This is a genomic window from Arthrobacter sp. 01T414, assembly GCF_056398965.1.
On sequence record NZ_JBFTQK010000006.1, the window covers coordinates 264,180 to 279,922 of the forward strand.

Below are 15,743 nucleotides of genomic sequence, written 5' to 3' on the forward strand. Positions count from 1 at the left end.
CTAGAATGGTTGCTATGAGCAACCCTAGCGACGCCGCCCCGGAGCCGGCGCCAGATTCCGGGACTAGCGAACCCGCTACGGAGGAGGCGCTGGCCGCCGTCGAACGCCAGCTGAGCCTGCTGTGGCGGCGTGCCCGTTCCATGTCGCAGCAGCTCTCCCGCCAGGTGCATCCTGAGATGGAGCCTGCGGCCTACGGGCTCTTGTCGGTCCTTCGGACGAAGGGTCCCATCCGGTTGACCGAACTGGCCTCGTGCATCGGCGTCGGCAAGCCCTCGGTGAGCCGGCAGGTCGCCTTCCTTGAGGGCCTCGGCCTGGTATCAAAGGCAGCGGACCCGCTAGACGGACGCGCCCAGGCCATCAGCCTGACGGCCAAGGGCGAGGAGAAGATGCACCTGGTCCAGGATGCGCGGCGCGAGGTCTTCCGCGAACGGCTGGCGGAATGGCCTGCCGGCGAACTAGAGGCCTTCGCCGGGTACATGGCGAAGCTCAACGCCAGCTACGAACGCGACGGCTTCCCGCGGGACGACGGCGCGTAGCCGCGTCCCGGTAAGCGTCGCCTCAAGACCCACGGGCAGCACAGGCACGGACAGCCCGGGCCCGAAGAACCCGGACACGGAAAAGGTCCCCGGCACACCGCCGAGGACCTTCCTTTGGTCGTTTGGGGGCTAGCGGGCCCCGGAGAGCAGGCCGGTGGCCAGCTCGTCGTTCAGCTCGCTGTTGAGTTCCCGGTCCAGGTCGCGGCCGTAGCGCTGCGAGAATTCCTGCGGCACGGTGTCCGGAACTGCCACGCCCTCGGCCACGGCGACGCGGTCGCTGACTTCGCGGAGCATGCTGGACAGCGGGACGTCGAGGGCCGAGCAGATCGAGGAGAGCAGCTCCGAGGAGGCTTCCTTCTGGCCGCGTTCCACTTCACTCAGGTAGCCCAGGGATACACGGGCACTGTGCGAGACTTCGCGGAGGGTACGGCCTTGGCGTTGGCGGACATCGCGCAGGACATCACCGATTTCGTGACGTAGTACAACCATCTTGCGCTCCTTCTGTTCGCTCTTTGCCTGATCGGCGAGGCCCACATCCTTCCAGCGGACAACGCCGTTTACGGATACGGGCTGCTTTACCATCTGTATCGCCTTGCTCCCTCGTATGTGAAGTTCGCGGTTGAGTGCGAACGTCGTGATGATTTCATCCTAGGCGCCACCCTTATTCCTGGGCGACACAATGTAACAACTATTCGGAATCAACTTTTGTTCCCGGCAACTTTACCTGCGGTAGCTTGCCGGCGACAGGGCTTCGAGCAGGCGTTCCAGGGCGGCTCCGCAGGCCAGCGCCCGGATCTCCTGGCGGCTCCCCTCGAAGCGGTACGAGAACGACGTCGCGCCTTCCGCCGTGGCGAGGCCAATGAAAACCGTCCCCACAGCCTTGCCGTCGTGCGGTTCCGGTCCCGCCACCCCGGTCGTGGCCACGGCTACGTCGGCCCGGCACGCGGTCCGCGCGCCGGAGGCCATCGCCGCGGCGACCTGCCCGTCCACCGAGCCGGCGGCGTCGAGGAGTTCGCGGGACACGCCCAGGATCTCGGCCTTGACGGAGTTCGCGTAGGCGACCACGCCGCCGTTCAGCATGGCGGACGCGCCGGGGGTGTCGGCCAGCACCGCGGCCACCATGCCGGCCGTGAGCGACTCCGCCGTGGCCACCGTCAACCCGAGCTCGATGGCCCGGCCCACCGCCTGCTCCGCGAGGCGGTGCAGGTTCGGGTGGAGTCCCGGGTGGGTGTCGGGCTGCTGGCTGCTCATGGCGTCCCCTCCTGGACCTGCTCATTCCGGTCCCGGATTCCGCTGGCGCGCAGCTTCAGGGCCTCAACGACATATTCGACGCCGGTCCAGACGGTGATGGCCAGGGCGGCCATCATGACCACGAAGGCCAGGATTCCCAACCAGGGCGCGATCGAGGCAAGTGGCATGACATAGAGGAAGATCGCGGCGGTCTGGATGACGGTTTTGAGTTTTCCGCCGCGGGACGCCGGGATGACGCCGTAGCGGATGACGAAGAAGCGCAGCGCCGTGACGCCCCATTCGCGGACGAGGATCAGGACCGTCACCCACCAGGGCAGTTCGCCGAGCAGGGAAAGCATCACCAGGGCCGAGCCGATCAGCAATTTGTCCGCGATCGGGTCGGCGATCTTGCCGAAGTCGGTGATCAGCCCGCGGCTGCGCGCGATGTCGCCGTCGAGCTTGTCCGTGTATATTGCCAGCGCGAAGACGACGACGGCGGCCCAACGCCACGGCCCGTTCTGCGCGTCCAGGCCGGGGGCGTCGGCAACGAGGAACCAGACGAAAAAGGGCACCAGCGCGATCCGCAGCATCGTGAGGATGTTGGGCAGGTTCCAGATCCGCGGGGCGGACCCGGCGTTGGTTTCGGCGCTAGTCACCTTCCTAGGCTACCGTCTCGCTGCCGGCTACCGTCCGGTGAGCGACCAGGCGTCCTCGGAACCCTCGTCGTCGTCCCCCGGGCCGTCCGCGCCGTCGTAGTAGTCGACGCTTTGGGTGCGGTTGTCCAGGTCCGCTGCCACCAGGTCCTCGGCGTAGCCTCCCTGGGCGATGTTGGCGTTCGCGTTCTCGCTCAGCGCGGCCGTCTGCGAATCCGCGGCAACAGGGCCGTCCTGGCCCTTCATGGCGGCCAGGACCGCGGCGAGATCGTCCGGCTTGACCAGGACGTCGCGGGCCTTGGAGCCCTCCGAGGGTCCCACCACTCCCCTGGATTCCAGCAGGTCCATCAGGCGGCCGGCCTTGGCGAACCCGACGCGGAGCTTGCGCTGCAGCATCGACGTCGAGCCGAACTGCGTCGTGACGACGAGCTCGGTGGCCTGCAGCAGGACCTCGAGGTCGTCCCCGATGTCGTCGTCGATCTGTTTCTTCTGCGCTTCGGGAGCAACATCGTCGCGGTACACGGCCTTGAGCTGGCCCTTGACGTGTTCGACGACCTTGTGGATCTCGGATTCGGTGACCCAGGCGCCCTGAACACGCATCGCTTTCGAAGCGCCCATCGGCAGGAAGAGCGCGTCGCCCTGGCCGATCAGCTTCTCGGCGCCGGGCTGGTCCAGGACCACGCGGGAGTCCGTCACGGAGGAGGTGGCGAACGCCATCCGGGACGGGACGTTGGCCTTGATCAGGCCCGTCACGACGTCGACGGAGGGCCGCTGCGTGGCGAGCACCAAGTGGATACCGGCGGCGCGGGCCAGCTGGGTGATGCGGACAATGGAGTCCTCGACGTCGCGCGGAGCCACCATCATCAGGTCGGCGAGCTCGTCCACGATCACCAGCAGGTACGGGTACGGGCGGATGACGCGCTTGGAGCCCTCCGGCGGGTGGACCTTGCCGGCCCGGACGGCCTTGTTGAAGTCGTCGATGTGCTTGAAGCCGTAGTTGGCGAGGTCGTCGTAGCGGGCGTCCATTTCGCGGACCACCCACTGCAGCGCCTCGGCGGCCTTCTTGGGGTTGGTGATGATCGGGGTGATCAAGTGCGGGACGYCCTCGTAGGCGGTCAGTTCCACGCGCTTCGGGTCCACCATGACCATGCGCACCTCGTCCGGGGTGGCGCGCATCAGGATGGAGGTGATCATCGAGTTCACGAAGGAGGACTTACCGGCACCGGTGGCACCGGCCACGAGCAGGTGCGGCATTTTCGCGAGGTTGGCGACGACGTAGCCGCCTTCGACATCCTTGCCCACGCCCATGACCATCGGGTGGTCGGTGCGTCGGGCATTTTGGCTCCGCAGCACGTCTCCGAGGGACACAGTCTCGCGGTCCGTGTTGGGGATCTCGATGCCGATCGCGGACTTGCCCKGGATGGGGCTGAGGATCCGGACGTCGGAGCTGGCGACGGCGTAGGAGATGTTCTTGGACAGCGCCGTGACGCGCTCCACCTTGGTGCCGGGATTCAGCTCGATCTCGTAACGGGTGACTGTGGGTCCGCGGCTGAAGCCGGTGACCTGCGCATCGACGTTGAACTGGGTCAGCGTCTCGGTCAACGAGGCGACGATCGCGTCGTTGGCCTCGGTGCGTTCCTTGGGGATGGAGCCCGGGGTCAGCATGTCCGACGCCGGCAGCGTGTAGGTGACGTCTCCGGCGAGCGAGAGCTGCTCGGTGCGCTGCGGGATTGGGGTGGGCGGCGGCGCCGGGGCGACCGGGTTCGACGGGACCTTGGCAGTGCCCGCTCCCGCGACGGCACCGGCGGCTGGGTTCAGGGACCCTGCGGCCACCATGCCGGGGGTGACGAGCGGGATCGCCTCGGTGGCTCCCTCCGCTGCGCCACCGGCCGCGGCGCTGCCAAGGCCTTGGGCCGCTTTGATCTTCTCGACGGCGATTTCGGCCTGGGTGGGGCGTCGCACCCCGGGGGCCACGCTGTTGGCGGCCGCGCTGCCTGCCTTCGTTCCCTTGGCAGGAGGGGCAGCGTCGTCATCGTCGTCGACGACGGCGTGCTCGAAAGCTTCGTCGCCGACGTAGCCCTCCAGCCGGGCGTCGCCGTCGTCGTCCTTGCCAAAGAGGCGCTTGCGCTTCTTCTTGGGCGCGGGCGCGTCATTTTCATACAGGTAGCTGCGGTCGTGGGCGTCGGTCTCTTCGTAATCCTGGAGGTCGATGCCCATCAGGTGCTCGTAGGCGCCGCGAAGGCGGGACGGGATGGCGCCGAAGGGAGTGGCCGTGACGATCAGCAGCGAGGTGAACGCGAGCAGGCTGTACAGCGCGACCGGCACGGCCGGGTGGATGGTGGCCAGAGGCGCGGCGGCGAGGTAGCCGAGCATGCCGCCGGCGTGGCGGAGCCCGTCGAAGCCGTCGGCAACCGTCGGCTGGCCGCCGATGATGTGGGCCAGTCCGCTGCCGGCCAGGGCCATGATCAGGAAGCCGATGCCGATCCGGTTGTTGCCGCGGCCGTCGACGGGCTGGCGGAACAGGCGAAACGCGCAGACGAAAAGCATGAGCGGCAACAGCAGGGACATCCAGCCGAAGGTTCCGTTGACAATCCCGTAGACCATATCCGGGAACCAGCCCTGGAAACCCCACCAGGCGAAGGTGGCAATGAAGACGCCCAGCGCGAGGTTGAAGAGCGCGGCACCGTCGCGGCGGTCGGCCGGGTCGAGGTCGCTGACATCGTGGCCGATCCGGCGGATACCGGCGCCCACCACATGGCCGATTCCCAGCCAGGCCCCGGCCACGATCCGCACGAGCCAGGGCTGATGCGGTTCGACGGCGGCAAGCTGCCGGGTGCGCGCGGTTCCCTGCGAACGGCTGGTTTTGGACGCAGCTGCGCCGGAGCCGCGGCCCGAAGAGCCGCCGGTGTTGCTCTTGGAAGTGCCGCGTGCGTTGCCGCTGGAGTTGCCTCTAGGCGCGGAGGAGGTGCGTGTCGCCATACCCGCAACGGTACCCGACGCGTGGCCGAAAACCGCGGATTTCCGGGGCGGGCGGGATCATGTTGAACCGCGGGGCCGCTGCCCTCCCGCGCGGCAGCCGCGCTTCCGGGGGCAGCGCGGCAACGAAAACGGCCCTCCCCGTCGGCGCCGCCGGAGGGCGGAGCCGGCGGGGAAGGCCGTTGCTGTGAAGCTCTGATGCCGCACCCTTTCACGGGAGCGGCCGGGCGCTTACGCTTCGAGGACCACCGGGATGATCATCGGCTTGCGGCGCAGCTTGCGGTTGACCCAGGTGCCGATAACACGGCGGACGACCTGCTGCAGCTGCTGCGTGGTGTGGTCGCGGTTTTGGACTGCTTCCTCCAGCGCGGCGTTGATCTTGGGGATGATCTCGTCGAAGACCGAATCGTCCTCGGCTACGCCGCGTGCGTGGATTTCCGGGCCGGAGACGACCTTGCCGGTGGCGCGGTGGATGACCGTGATGATCGAGATGAAGCCCTCGTCACCCAGGGTCTGGCGGTCCTTGAGGTCCGCTTCGGTGACCTCGCCGACGCTGGAGCCGTCAACGTAGACGAAGCCGACCTCGACCTGGCCGACGATGTCTGCCTGGTGGTCGCGGAGGTCGATCACGGTGCCGTTGTCGGCCAGGAGGATGCTTTCCTCCGGGACTCCCGATTCGAGGGCGATCTTGCCGTTGGCGATCAGGTGGCGCGTTTCGCCGTGCACCGGCATCGCGTTCAGCGGTTCCAGGATGTTGTAGCAGTACAGGAGCTCGCCTGCGGCGGCGTGGCCGGAGACGTGCACCTTGGCGTTGCCCTTGTGGATGACGTCGGCGCCGAGCTTGAGCAGGCCGTTGATGATGCGGAAGACGGCGTTCTCGTTGCCCGGGATGAGGCTGGAGGCGAGGATCACGGTGTCGCCCTGGCCGACGACGACGCGGTGGTCGCCGTTGGCCATGCGGGACAGCGCGGCCATCGGCTCGCCCTGGGAACCGGTGGACATGAGGACCACGCGGTTGTCCGGCAGGTTGTCGATGTTCTTGATGTCGACGAGGATGCCGGCCGGGACCTCGAGGTAACCGAGCTTCGCGGCGATGGCCATGTTGCGGACCATGGAACGGCCGACGAAGGCCACCTTGCGGTTGTGGTTCGCGGCGGCGTCGAGGACCTGCTGGACGCGGTGCACGTGCGAGGAGAAGGAGGCCACGATGATGCGCTTGGAAGCCTGGCCGAAGAGCCGGTCCAGGGTGGGGCCGATCTCCTTCTCCGCGGTGGTGAAGCCGGGGACGTCGGCGTTCGTGGAGTCGGACATGAACAGATCCACGCCCTCTTCGCCGAGCTTGGCGAAGTGTCGCAGGTCGGTGATGCGGCCGTCGAGGGGAAGCTGGTCCATCTTGAAGTCGCCGGTATGCAGCACGGTGCCGCCGGAGGTGCGCAGGAAGACGGCGAGGGCATCCGGGATCGAGTGGTTGACGGCCACGAATTCGCATTCGAAGGGGCCGAGCTGCTGGACCTGGCCCTCGGTGACGATCTGGGTGTTCGGCCTGATCCGGTGTTCCTGGAGCTTGGCTTCGATCAGGGCCAGGGTCAACTGGGAGCCGACGATGGGGATGTCGTTGCGCAGGCGCAGCAGGTAGGGGACGGCGCCGATGTGGTCCTCGTGGCCGTGGGTGAGGATGACGGCGACGATGTCGTCCATGCGGTTCTCGATGTAGGAGAAATCGGGCAGGATCAGGTCGACGCCGGGCTGGGTTTCCTCGGGGAAGAGGACGCCACAGTCAACGATCAGCAGCTTGCCGTCGATTTCGAAGACCGTCATGTTGCGGCCGATCTCCCCGAGGCCGCCGAGCGGGACGATCCGCAGGGTGTTCTTGGGCAGTTTCGGCGGCGTGACAAGGCCGGGAAGGGCGGTTTGGGTCATAGTGCACTACTTTCCAGGCGGAGCAGGGTGTCTGCGCCTGATCAGGCAAGGTTGCCGGATCAGGAGAAGACGAGCCCGGCTTCCGCCAAGTCCTCGCGGATTGTTTCGATCTCGGCTTCGCCCGGCTCCACGAGGGGCAAACGGACAACCGAGTTGGACAGGACTCCCTGCCACTTAAGAACTTGCTTTGCAGCAACAGCACCCTGGATATGGGTCATCACTGCACGGACCACAGGGTCCAGTTCGAAATGTATGGTGCGGGCGGTAGCAAAATCGCCTGCAAGTGCGGCATCGATCATCGCACGGTACTGCTTGGTGGCCACGTGCGCCGAGACGCTGACCAGCCCGACTGCGCCGGCCGCCATCCACGGCAGGGTCAGTCCGTCGTCGCCGGAATAGACGTCCAGGTCCGTGTTTGCCATCACGCGGGTGACGGCGGCAAAGTCGGCCTTGGCGTCTTTGAGGGCAATGATGCGGGGGTGGTCCGCAAGCCGGATCATGGTTTCCGGCAGGATGGGCACACCGGCCCGGCCCGGAATGTCATAAACCATGACGGGCAGGTCCGCGGCATCGGCAACGGCTTCGATGTGGGCCTGGATTCCGGCCTGGCTCGGCTTGTTGTAATACGGGGTGACGATCAGCTGGCCGTGGGCGCCTGCCTTGGCTGCCCGCTTGGCCATCTCGATCGAGTGCGAGGTGTGGTTGGTGCCGGTGCCGGCGATGACCTTTGCCCGGTCCCCCACAGCGTCGACGATTACACGGAACAGCTTCTCTTTTTCGTCGTCCTCCAGCGTGGAAGTTTCGCCCGTGGTGCCGGAGACTACGAGGGCGTCATTGCCGTCGTCGACGAGCTTGTTGGCCAGCTCTGCGGACTGCTGATAGTCGACCTCACCGTCGTTAGTGAACGGAGTGACCATGGCGGTCACGAGGGTTCCAAACGTGTAAGAGCGAATGTCAGAGTCAGCCATAGGAAAAACGTTACCCTGTCCGCGCCTTGTTAGGACAATGACGGCGGAGTGATGCGCGTCAAATTCGGCCCTCCTGCGCAGCGTCTGCCGGGGCCTCGGAACGCGCCGGCGGAACGGCGCAATAACGGCTTACCGCCTCCTCGCGCAGCCCCTCCGCCCAGGCCGACAACCGCTGCGCGGCCCGGACATAGTGGAACAGCTCCGTGGGGGTCAGTGACTCGAGGTCCGTGTCGGCGAGCCGGCGGGCCAGTTCGGCGCCGGGCATCTGCGCGGACAGCGCCGTACCCTCCCGATGCCACTGGATGTCTTCGGCCGACTCCCCCGCGACCAGGCGCCGGAAGAGGAAGTCCACGACGCCCGGACTCATCGCCTTGAGGACACCGCTGGCGTCTAGGGCTCCAGTTGGCTTATGAGGAGAGGATGGAGCCGGCTCTGATGGAGTGTTCATGCCTGCCATATTATTCGAACATATATTCGAACACAAGGGCTGTGTTGGCACTGTCTTGGCCCTGTCCAGTCACGGTTATGCCAGCCCGGCGATGGGTCCTAACCTGCCGGACGTGAGACGATCAGACGATGACCTCGCGCGGTACGGCAACGACTTCAAGGACCGCCAGGGCCAAGGCGGCAGCGCCGCGGCTGACGGGCGTTGACGCAGCCCGGGGGCTGGCGCTGCTCGGCATGATGGCGACCCACGTGCTCCCCACCTTTGGGGCCGACGCGCAGCTCACCCCAACCTGGGTCGGCCTGGCGTTCTCGGGCCGCGCGGCTGCCCTCTTCGCCGTGCTCGCCGGAATCGGCCTGGCGCTGGCCACCGGAAAGGAGCGCCCCCTCGAGGGCGCAGAATTATGGGCCGCCCGCCGCGGCATCGCACTCCGGGCCCTGGTCGTAGCCGCCGTCGGCCTCTCCCTCGGCGGGCTGGAAGTCAACATCGCGGTCATCCTGGTCAACTACGCCTTGCTGTTTCTCTGTGTGCTGCCGTTCATCGGGCTCCGCGCGAAACGCCTCTGGGCCTTGGCGGCGGCCTGGCTGCTGGCAACCCCCGTCCTGGCCTATCTCTTGCGGCCGTGGCTGTTGGCCGCCGAGCCTCCCCTGCAGCTCGGCCACAACCCCGGCTGGGAGGATCTGGGCACTCCGGCTCGGCTGCTCGGCGACTTGTTCCTGACCGGCTACTACCCTGTTCTGCAGTGGCTTGCCTACCTGCTTATCGGACTGGCGATCGGCCGGCTGGCGCTGGCGACGGCGGCTGTTCCCTGGCTGCTGCTGACCGCCGGCAGCGTCGCCGCGGTTCTCGCCAAATGGCTGAGCGTGGTGATGATGGAGGACTGGGGCGGCCGGGCGGCGCTGCAGGAACAGATTGGCGATCCTGACTATCCCTTGGCAAGCCTGCTGCAGGTGAACCTGGCAGGCATCGACCAGTCCGGTTCCGTTTGGTGGCTGGCCTCAAGCGCCCCGCACTCGGGCACCACGCTGGACCTGTTGCACACTGCCGGCGTCGCGGCCGCGGTGGTGGGTTTCTGCCTGTTGCTGGGACGGCTCGCCGACTGGGTGCAGCTGGACCTGCTACTCCCGTTCCGCGGTGCCGGTGCCATGACCCTCAGCCTGTATACGGCGCACGTGTGCGTGATGGCGTCCCTGCACGGGCACCCTCTTCCGGCCGGCTGGACCGTGGAAGGCGTGTACTGGGCGCAGGCCGTTGCCGCCCTGGTCATTGGCGGCGTCTTCGCGGCACAGTCCTGGCGCGGTCCGCTGGAATTGCTCGGTCACGGCGCGAACCAGCTGGGCCGCGGGCGCTGGGCAAGGCAACGCTGAGAGGCTAGGCCCCGGTCTTGGTTGAACCGGCGCGGAAGATCCGTACGGCGTCGCGCATCGAGGCGCGGGCGCGCTTGCGGTCCCCGGCGGCGTCGTACGCGCAGCTCAGCCGGAACCAGGAGCGCCAGTCTTCCGGCGCAGCCTCGGCTTCCGCGCGGTACTTTTCGAACTCCAGGTCCGCGGCCTCGCGGATGATCCGGCCGGCGGGCGTGCGCGGCAGGGTGTCCTCCGGCAGGCCGCCTTCCGCTTCGAGGATCTTGGCCAGCCGTTCGGTCCGGGCACCGAACAAGAGCTCCCTGACCAGCGCCCAGGCCCCCACAATCGGCAGCACGAGGTAGGCCAGGCCGAGGGCCTTGGCCACGAGGTTCGCATCGGAGAGCAGTAGCACCGAACGCTGCAGCGACACCACCAAATAGAAGACCAGCAGGAGCGTCACCGCGCCCACCCAGATCTTGGTGCGGTTGGCCTTGAAGGTCGCCAGAACGTTGGCCATCAGAGGCCCAAGTCCAGGTAGCCGTCCAGGCCCACCGTGAGTCCCGGGTGCGCCGCAACGTTGCGGACGCCCAGCAGCACGCCGGGCATGAAGGAAGCACGGTCGAAGGAATCGTGCCGGAAGGTCAGCTGCTCCCCCGGCCCGCCCAGCAGAACCTCCTGGTGCGCCACCAGGCCGCGGAGCCGGACACTGTGGACCCGGACGCCGTCGACCTCGCAGCCGCGCGCCCCGGGGCGTTCGCTCGTGGTGGCATCCGGGCTCGCCGCGACACCGGCGTCGGCGCGCTCGGCGGCGATCAGCTGGGCGGTGCGGACGGCGGTACCGGACGGGGCGTCAACCTTGTCCGGGTGGTGCAGTTCAATGATTTCGACCGATTCGAAATAGCGGGACGCTTTGGCTGCGAAGGCAGATGCCAGAACCGAGCCAAGGGCGAAGTTCGGGGCGATGAGGACGCCGACGCCGGACTGGCCGGCCAGGAGGGCTTCGAGCCGGGCCAGCCGGTCGGCGTCCCAGCCGGTGGTGCCGACCACTGCGTGCATGCCGTGTTCAACGGCGAAGCGGACGTTTGCTTCCGTGCTTTCGGGCACGGTCAGGTCCACCACAACGCGGGCGCCGGCGTCCACCAATTTGTCGAGGGAATCGTTCCGGCCCAGGGCCGCCACGAGCTTCAGGTCTTCGGCGGCATCCACGGCCTTGACGGCCTCGGCGCCCATGCGCCCGTTGGCGCCCAGGACGGCGACGGCGAGTTGTTCGGTCATGGCATCAACCCTACCGCCGGGGTGGGTCCCGGCTGGAACCGGGTCGGGTGCGTTACCGTCGCTCCAACCACTCCCACCGACGAATCTAGCCGCCCGCGCCGACCCACTCGACGGTGCCGTCGGTGAAGAATTGTTCCTTCCAGATCGGAACCTGCTCCTTGATCCGGTCCACCAGCTCGGCGCACACCGCGAAGGCCTGGCCGCGGTGTGCAGCGGAGACGGCACAGACCAAGGCGGGATCGCCAATCTCCAGCGGCCCAATGCGGTGCGCGGCCCAGATCCGGACCGGCTGGTCATTCCCGTCTGCCCCGGTTGCCGAATGTTCGGCAACCAGTTGCGCGACGACGTCGGCCAGCACCTGGTTCGCCGTGGGATGTGCGCTGTAGCTGAGGCGCTGCACGGCCTTGCCTCCGTCGTGGTTGCGGACGACGCCGCTGAAGCTCACCACTGCGCCGGCTGTATCCGATTCGACCGCGGCAATGGCCTGATCCACCGAGATGGGCTCGGCGCTGAGGACGGCGTGCACGATTTCAAAGGCGGATTCAGTGTCCATGGCTGCCTTCCAGCTGGTCGCAGAGGTGTCCGATGATCGGGTCCAGCACGCCCAGGCCGTCCATGACGCCCTTCGGGGACCCGGGGAGGTTGACGATGAAGGTGCTGCCGGCGGCGCCAGCATGGCCTCGGCTCAGCATGGCGGTCGGCGTCTTGGCCGTGCCTGCGCTCCGCAGGCCTTCCATGATCCCGGGGATCTCGCGGTCCAGCAGAGGCAGCGTCTGCTCCGGGGTGGCGTCGGTGGGGCTGAGGCCGGTGCCCCCGCTGGTGATGATGACGGCGGGGTGCTGGGTCAGCAGCGCGCGCAGGGCGGCGCCGACGGGTTCGCCGTCGGGCACCACCATCGCGGGAAACGGCTCGAAGCCGTGTTCGGTCAGCCAGTCCGCGATGACGGGGCCGGTGAGGTCCTCGTAGACCCCGGCCGCCGCGCGCGTGGAGGCGATCACGATGCCGGCTTTACGGCCGGTGGCTTCGCCGTGGCGGTGCGGTTCGGTGGTGTTCACAGTGTCCAGTCCCCGCTCTTGCCGCCGCTCTTGGCCAGCACCTTGATGTCAGTGAGCACCGCGTGCTTGTCCACGGCCTTGATCATGTCGTACACGCTCAGCGCCGCCACGGACACAGCGGTGAGTGCTTCCATCTCCACGCCGGTCACGCCGCGGGTCTTGACCGTGGCGAACACGGTGACCGACTCGGCGTCGAGCTCGAAATCGACGGTCACCTTGGTGATCGGCAGCGGGTGGCAGAGCGGAATCAGGTCCGGAGTCTTTTTAGCGGCCAGGATCCCGGCTACCCGGGCGACGGCCAGCGCGTCACCTTTCGGCAATTCGCCTGCACCGAGCAGGGCCAGGACCTCGGCGGTGCTGTTGACCGTGGCCGTAGCGGTGGCCTCGCGCGTGGTCTCGGCCTTATTCGACACGTCGACCATCTGGGCGGTGCCGTCCTGCCGGAGATGGGTCAGCACGGGCTTATCTGGGTTATCTGCTGGGTTCACAGCATCCATACTTCCACCTCGTCGCCCTCGGCGAGCGCCGCGGTTCCCCACGGGACGTGCACAAGTGCGTTGGAATGCGCCAGGGCGTGCACCAGGTGGGATCCCGCACCGCCTTCCAACCGGACGATGCCGTCGGGGCCGAGGGTGCCACGCCGCACCTGGTGCTTGGCCTCTGGGGAAGTCAGTGCTTCGGCCAGCCGGGCCCGAACCACGGTCCGCGGCGCGGGCGAGCCGAACAGTTCCGACAGGACCGGCCGGAGGAACATTTCGAAGGAAACGAGGCAGCTAACCGGGTTACCCGGGAAACCAAGGACGGGAACGCCGTCGAAGGTGCCAATGCCCTGCGGGCCGCCCGGCTGCATCGCCACGCCGCCGAACTCGACGTCGTGGCCGGCCAGCGCCTGCCGGACCACCTCGTAGGCGCCCTTGCTGACTCCCCCGGTGGTGACGATCAGGTCCACCTCCGGCGCGTGCCGGCGCAGCAGCGCCGCAAGCTCCTCGGGGTTGTCGGCCGAGATGCCGGTGCGGGTGACGCGGAGGCCGGCCTGGCGCAGCGCCGAGTCGAGCAGGGTGCCGTTGGCATCGTAGATTTTGCCGGGCTGCAGCGGGCTGCCGGGTTCCACGACTTCGTCGCCGGTGGTGACCAGCAGGACCCTTGGCACGGCGTGCACCGGCACCTCGCTCAGGCCCAGCGCGGCCAGCAGCCCCAGCTGCCCGGGGCCGAGGAAGGTCCCGGCGGCGAGGGCTTGCGCCCCGGCGGCAATGTCGCTGCCGGCATCGCGGACGAAAGTCCCCGCCGGCGTCGCGGGCAGGCGCACGGTGGCCGCTCCCCCGGGGACGGGGAAGGAATCGGGGACGGCCTGTTCAATGGGGACGACGGCGTCCGCCCCGGGCGGGATCATGGCGCCGGTCATGATGGGCGCGGCGCTGCCGGGGGCCAGTTCGGCGGGCCGGGCGCCGGCCGGGACCGGGGCCGCGACGCTCAGTTCGGTGCCGCCGGCGGGCACGTCGGCGCTGCGGATGGCGAAGCCGTCCATCTGGGAGTTGGCGAAGGGCGGAAGGTCCAGCGGGGCCGTGATGTCGGCGGCCAGTCCGCGGCCGAGCGCTTCGCGGAGCGGCACTGTGTCGACGCGGGAGGAAAGCGGCGCCAGCAGCGCGCGGACCTTGTCCCGGTGTGCTTCCACGGTGACGGGCCTGTTCGCGGTGCGGTGCATGGATTTTCGACCTTTGGCTCGGCTGGCTAGGACTTCACGTCCACTGTAACCGTGTGGTAGCCGGTGGCGCCGCTGGGCGCTGCCGGCGCGCGCTCCTCAACCTGCGGTACACCGGCGAGGTCGATGGCGCGGACCTGAACCTCGTAGCGCCCCGGGTCCAGCTGCACGGTGAGCTTCCACTGCCGCCAGGTATCAGTGGAGATCGCGGCGGCCAGTTCGGCCTGCCTCCACTCGCCGTGGTTCACGCGCACTTCCACCCGTCCGACGCCGCGGTGCTGCGCCCAGGCCACCCCGCCGAAGTCCACCGGCCCGGCGTTCACACTCCGGCCGGCCCGCGGCACGTCGATCCGCGACGAGGTCTTGATCGGTCCGCGTTCGCTCCAGCCGCGCGGCGTCCAGTAGGCGACGTCATCGGCGAACCGGGTGACCTTCAGCTCGGTGACCCACTTGGTCGCCGAGACGTATCCATAGAGTCCGGGCACCACGAGCCGGACCGGGAAGCCGTGTTCGAGCGGCAGCGGCTCGCCGTTCATTCCCACCGCCAGCAGCGCGTCCCGGGTGTCCGTGAGTACCTCCAGCGGTGTCCCGGCGGTCCAGCCATCGGCGCTGCGCGAGAGCACCATGTCCGCTCCCGGTTTCGGACCGGCTTGGGCCAGCAACTCCCGGACCGGCCAGCCGAGCCAGCGCGCGTTGCCAATGAGGTCGCCGCCCACCTCGTTGGAGACGCAGGCGATCGTGACGTACCGCTCGGTCAGCGGCTTGGCGAGCAGGCTGGCGAAGTCCAGTTCCACCTCGTGGTCCACCAGGCCGGTGACTTTGAGTTTCCATTGATTCGGATCGACGACCGGGACACGCAGGGCCGTGTCGATGCGGTAGAAGTCCTTGTTCGGGGTGACGAGGGGTTCCAGCCCGGGCAGGGACAGCTGGGCTCCGGACGGTATCGGCTGCGCGGCCGAGGCCGGGCGGGGCAGCACCAGTTTGCCGCGCAGCTCAACGACGGCGGCCGCCGCGCCGCGCAGCGTGGACGCCAGCACCCCGCCCACGCCCGCGATGACCGCGGTAGCGACAATAGATTGCAGGAAGCGGCGGCGGGCAAGGGCGGCCTGCTCGCCAGGCGGTGCGGCGTCGGACCACTCCGTGAGGCGGCGAATCAGCCAGCGCAGCAGCGACATACCCAGCGCGGCGGCGAGCAGCGGGGCGGGGACGGCGTTGGCGCTCCCCTCGGCCCGGGTCAGGACCGCCGCGACGCCCACCCCGCCGAAGACGGCGATCACGGCCAGCCCGGCAAAGCGGCGGCGCCGTTCGAGCACTCCGGCCAAGGCCGCCAGGGCCGCGATTGCCAGGGCCATTCCGCTGAGCAGCGCCAGCTTGTCCGCCGTGCCGAAGAGCGAGATGGCCCAGTCCTTGACGCCCGGCGGGACGGCGTCGATTACCGCTCCCCCGACGGCCGTCACCGGCGAAACCGACGGGCTCAGCAGCCCGGCTGCCAGTTCGCCGAGGACGACGCCGGCGCCGACGGCCGCTACGCCGGCAGCGGCCGACCACCACAGTTCGCGCCGCGGGGCGGCCTGCGGGGTGCCGCTGGGAGCAGAAGGTGGAACGTCCCGGGAGGTGTTCACGCTTCCAGCATAAGTTCGCAG

16 protein-coding genes are annotated in these 15,743 nt (G+C 68.3%); 2 read left to right on the top strand and 14 right to left on the bottom strand.

From position 1 onward, the window contains the following. The first annotated feature begins 14 nt into the window (after nucleotides 1-14). The gene (locus AC1DK9_RS14730) at nucleotides 15-536 is read left to right on the top strand and encodes a MarR family winged helix-turn-helix transcriptional regulator (RefSeq protein WP_476916375.1); all 522 of its coding nucleotides are present in this window, start codon (nucleotides 15-17) and stop codon (nucleotides 534-536) included. 129 nt (nucleotides 537-665) lie between these two features. Here AC1DK9_RS14730 and AC1DK9_RS14735 read toward each other — a convergent pair whose 3' ends face one another. The 7 genes from AC1DK9_RS14735 to AC1DK9_RS14765 form a co-directional block, all read right to left on the bottom strand. Further along, the gene (locus AC1DK9_RS14735; protein WP_476863462.1) at nucleotides 666-1,118 is read right to left on the bottom strand and encodes a helix-turn-helix domain-containing protein; all 453 of its coding nucleotides are present in this window, start codon (nucleotides 1,116-1,118) and stop codon (nucleotides 666-668) included. A gap of 138 nt (nucleotides 1,119-1,256) precedes the next feature. Beyond that, nucleotides 1,257-1,787 carry a CinA family protein gene (locus tag AC1DK9_RS14740; protein ID WP_476916376.1) on the bottom strand — a complete coding sequence of 177 codons (531 nt, stop codon included), beginning with the start codon at nucleotides 1,785-1,787 and terminating at the stop codon, nucleotides 1,257-1,259. Then, nucleotides 1,784-2,422, bottom strand: coding sequence for a CDP-diacylglycerol--glycerol-3-phosphate 3-phosphatidyltransferase (pgsA, locus tag AC1DK9_RS14745; RefSeq protein WP_476916377.1), 639 nt, complete (start codon nucleotides 2,420-2,422; stop codon nucleotides 1,784-1,786). Before pgsA ends, AC1DK9_RS14740 begins: the two co-directional genes overlap by 4 nt. A 27-nt stretch (nucleotides 2,423-2,449) precedes the next feature. Beyond that, the gene (locus AC1DK9_RS14750) at nucleotides 2,450-5,398 is read right to left on the bottom strand and encodes an FtsK/SpoIIIE family DNA translocase (RefSeq protein ID WP_476916378.1); all 2,949 of its coding nucleotides are present in this window, start codon (nucleotides 5,396-5,398) and stop codon (nucleotides 2,450-2,452) included. Between the two features lie 228 nt (nucleotides 5,399-5,626). After that, nucleotides 5,627-7,315 (bottom strand): ribonuclease J, encoded by a 1,689-nt coding sequence (locus tag AC1DK9_RS14755; RefSeq protein ID WP_476863466.1) that lies wholly within the window; start codon nucleotides 7,313-7,315, stop codon nucleotides 5,627-5,629. 59 nt (nucleotides 7,316-7,374) lie between these two features. Then, on the bottom strand, nucleotides 7,375-8,283 hold the full coding sequence (dapA, locus tag AC1DK9_RS14760; protein WP_476916379.1) for a 4-hydroxy-tetrahydrodipicolinate synthase: 909 nt from the start codon (nucleotides 8,281-8,283) through the stop codon (nucleotides 7,375-7,377). A gap of 58 nt (nucleotides 8,284-8,341) precedes the next feature. Beyond that, nucleotides 8,342-8,731 (bottom strand): hypothetical protein, encoded by a 390-nt coding sequence (locus tag AC1DK9_RS14765; protein ID WP_476916380.1) that lies wholly within the window; start codon nucleotides 8,729-8,731, stop codon nucleotides 8,342-8,344. 128 nt (nucleotides 8,732-8,859) lie between these two features. Here AC1DK9_RS14765 and AC1DK9_RS14770 point away from each other — a divergent pair, with 128 nt between their 5' ends. Next, a complete protein-coding gene (locus AC1DK9_RS14770) occupies nucleotides 8,860-10,095 on the top strand; it encodes a heparan-alpha-glucosaminide N-acetyltransferase domain-containing protein (protein ID WP_476916381.1) in 1,236 nt (411 codons plus the stop codon). A 4-nt stretch (nucleotides 10,096-10,099) separates the two neighbouring features. Here AC1DK9_RS14770 and AC1DK9_RS14775 read toward each other — a convergent pair whose 3' ends face one another. From AC1DK9_RS14775 to AC1DK9_RS14805, 7 genes are all read right to left on the bottom strand, one after another. Then, nucleotides 10,100-10,588, bottom strand: a complete 489-nt coding sequence (locus AC1DK9_RS14775; RefSeq protein WP_476863470.1) for a hypothetical protein — start codon at nucleotides 10,586-10,588, stop codon at nucleotides 10,100-10,102. Next, nucleotides 10,588-11,346, bottom strand: a complete 759-nt coding sequence (gene dapB, locus AC1DK9_RS14780) for a 4-hydroxy-tetrahydrodipicolinate reductase (protein WP_476916382.1) — start codon at nucleotides 11,344-11,346, stop codon at nucleotides 10,588-10,590. The genes AC1DK9_RS14775 and dapB overlap by 1 nt, the downstream gene beginning before the upstream one ends. Before the next feature lie 85 nt (nucleotides 11,347-11,431). Continuing rightward, entirely contained in the window at nucleotides 11,432-11,899 is a 468-nt protein-coding gene (locus tag AC1DK9_RS14785) for a molybdenum cofactor biosynthesis protein MoaE (protein ID WP_476916383.1), read from the bottom strand. Further along, entirely contained in the window at nucleotides 11,889-12,401 is a 513-nt protein-coding gene (locus AC1DK9_RS14790; protein ID WP_476863473.1) for a MogA/MoaB family molybdenum cofactor biosynthesis protein, read from the bottom strand. Before AC1DK9_RS14790 ends, AC1DK9_RS14785 begins: the two co-directional genes overlap by 11 nt. Beyond that, nucleotides 12,398-12,898, bottom strand: a complete 501-nt coding sequence (gene moaC, locus AC1DK9_RS14795; protein ID WP_476863474.1) for a cyclic pyranopterin monophosphate synthase MoaC — start codon at nucleotides 12,896-12,898, stop codon at nucleotides 12,398-12,400. The genes AC1DK9_RS14790 and moaC overlap by 4 nt, the downstream gene beginning before the upstream one ends. Continuing rightward, on the bottom strand, nucleotides 12,886-14,103 hold the full coding sequence (locus AC1DK9_RS14800; protein WP_476916384.1) for a molybdopterin molybdotransferase MoeA: 1,218 nt from the start codon (nucleotides 14,101-14,103) through the stop codon (nucleotides 12,886-12,888). Before AC1DK9_RS14800 ends, moaC begins: the two co-directional genes overlap by 13 nt. Nucleotides 14,104-14,129: 26 nt before the next feature. Then, nucleotides 14,130-15,653: a molybdopterin-dependent oxidoreductase gene (locus AC1DK9_RS14805; protein ID WP_476916411.1), complete on the bottom strand. Its 1,524-nt coding sequence runs from the start codon at nucleotides 15,651-15,653 to the stop codon at nucleotides 14,130-14,132. Between the last annotated feature and the right edge of the window lie 90 nt (nucleotides 15,654-15,743).

Bases quoted from the DNA above. Each gene is read 5' to 3' on its own strand.
- moaC (WP_476863474.1), bottom strand. From the start codon at position 12,898: ATGGATGCTGTGAACCCAGCAGATAACCCAGATAAGCCCGTGCTGACC.
- dapA (WP_476916379.1), bottom strand. From the start codon at position 8,283: ATGGCTGACTCTGACATTCGCTCTTACACGTTTGGAACCCTCGTGACC.
- AC1DK9_RS14735 (WP_476863462.1), bottom strand. From the start codon at position 1,118: ATGGTAAAGCAGCCCGTATCCGTAAACGGCGTTGTCCGCTGGAAGGAT.
- AC1DK9_RS14755 (WP_476863466.1), bottom strand. From the start codon at position 7,315: ATGACCCAAACCGCCCTTCCCGGCCTTGTCACGCCGCCGAAACTGCCC.
- dapB (WP_476916382.1), bottom strand. From the start codon at position 11,346: ATGACCGAACAACTCGCCGTCGCCGTCCTGGGCGCCAACGGGCGCATG.
- AC1DK9_RS14770 (WP_476916381.1), top strand. From the start codon at position 8,860: ATGACCTCGCGCGGTACGGCAACGACTTCAAGGACCGCCAGGGCCAAG.
- AC1DK9_RS14800 (WP_476916384.1), bottom strand. From the start codon at position 14,103: ATGCACCGCACCGCGAACAGGCCCGTCACCGTGGAAGCACACCGGGAC.
- AC1DK9_RS14730 (WP_476916375.1), top strand. From the start codon at position 15: ATGAGCAACCCTAGCGACGCCGCCCCGGAGCCGGCGCCAGATTCCGGG.
- AC1DK9_RS14765 (WP_476916380.1), bottom strand. From the start codon at position 8,731: ATGAACACTCCATCAGAGCCGGCTCCATCCTCTCCTCATAAGCCAACT.
- AC1DK9_RS14775 (WP_476863470.1), bottom strand. From the start codon at position 10,588: ATGGCCAACGTTCTGGCGACCTTCAAGGCCAACCGCACCAAGATCTGG.
- AC1DK9_RS14740 (WP_476916376.1), bottom strand. From the start codon at position 1,787: ATGAGCAGCCAGCAGCCCGACACCCACCCGGGACTCCACCCGAACCTG.
- AC1DK9_RS14785 (WP_476916383.1), bottom strand. From the start codon at position 11,899: ATGGACACTGAATCCGCCTTTGAAATCGTGCACGCCGTCCTCAGCGCC.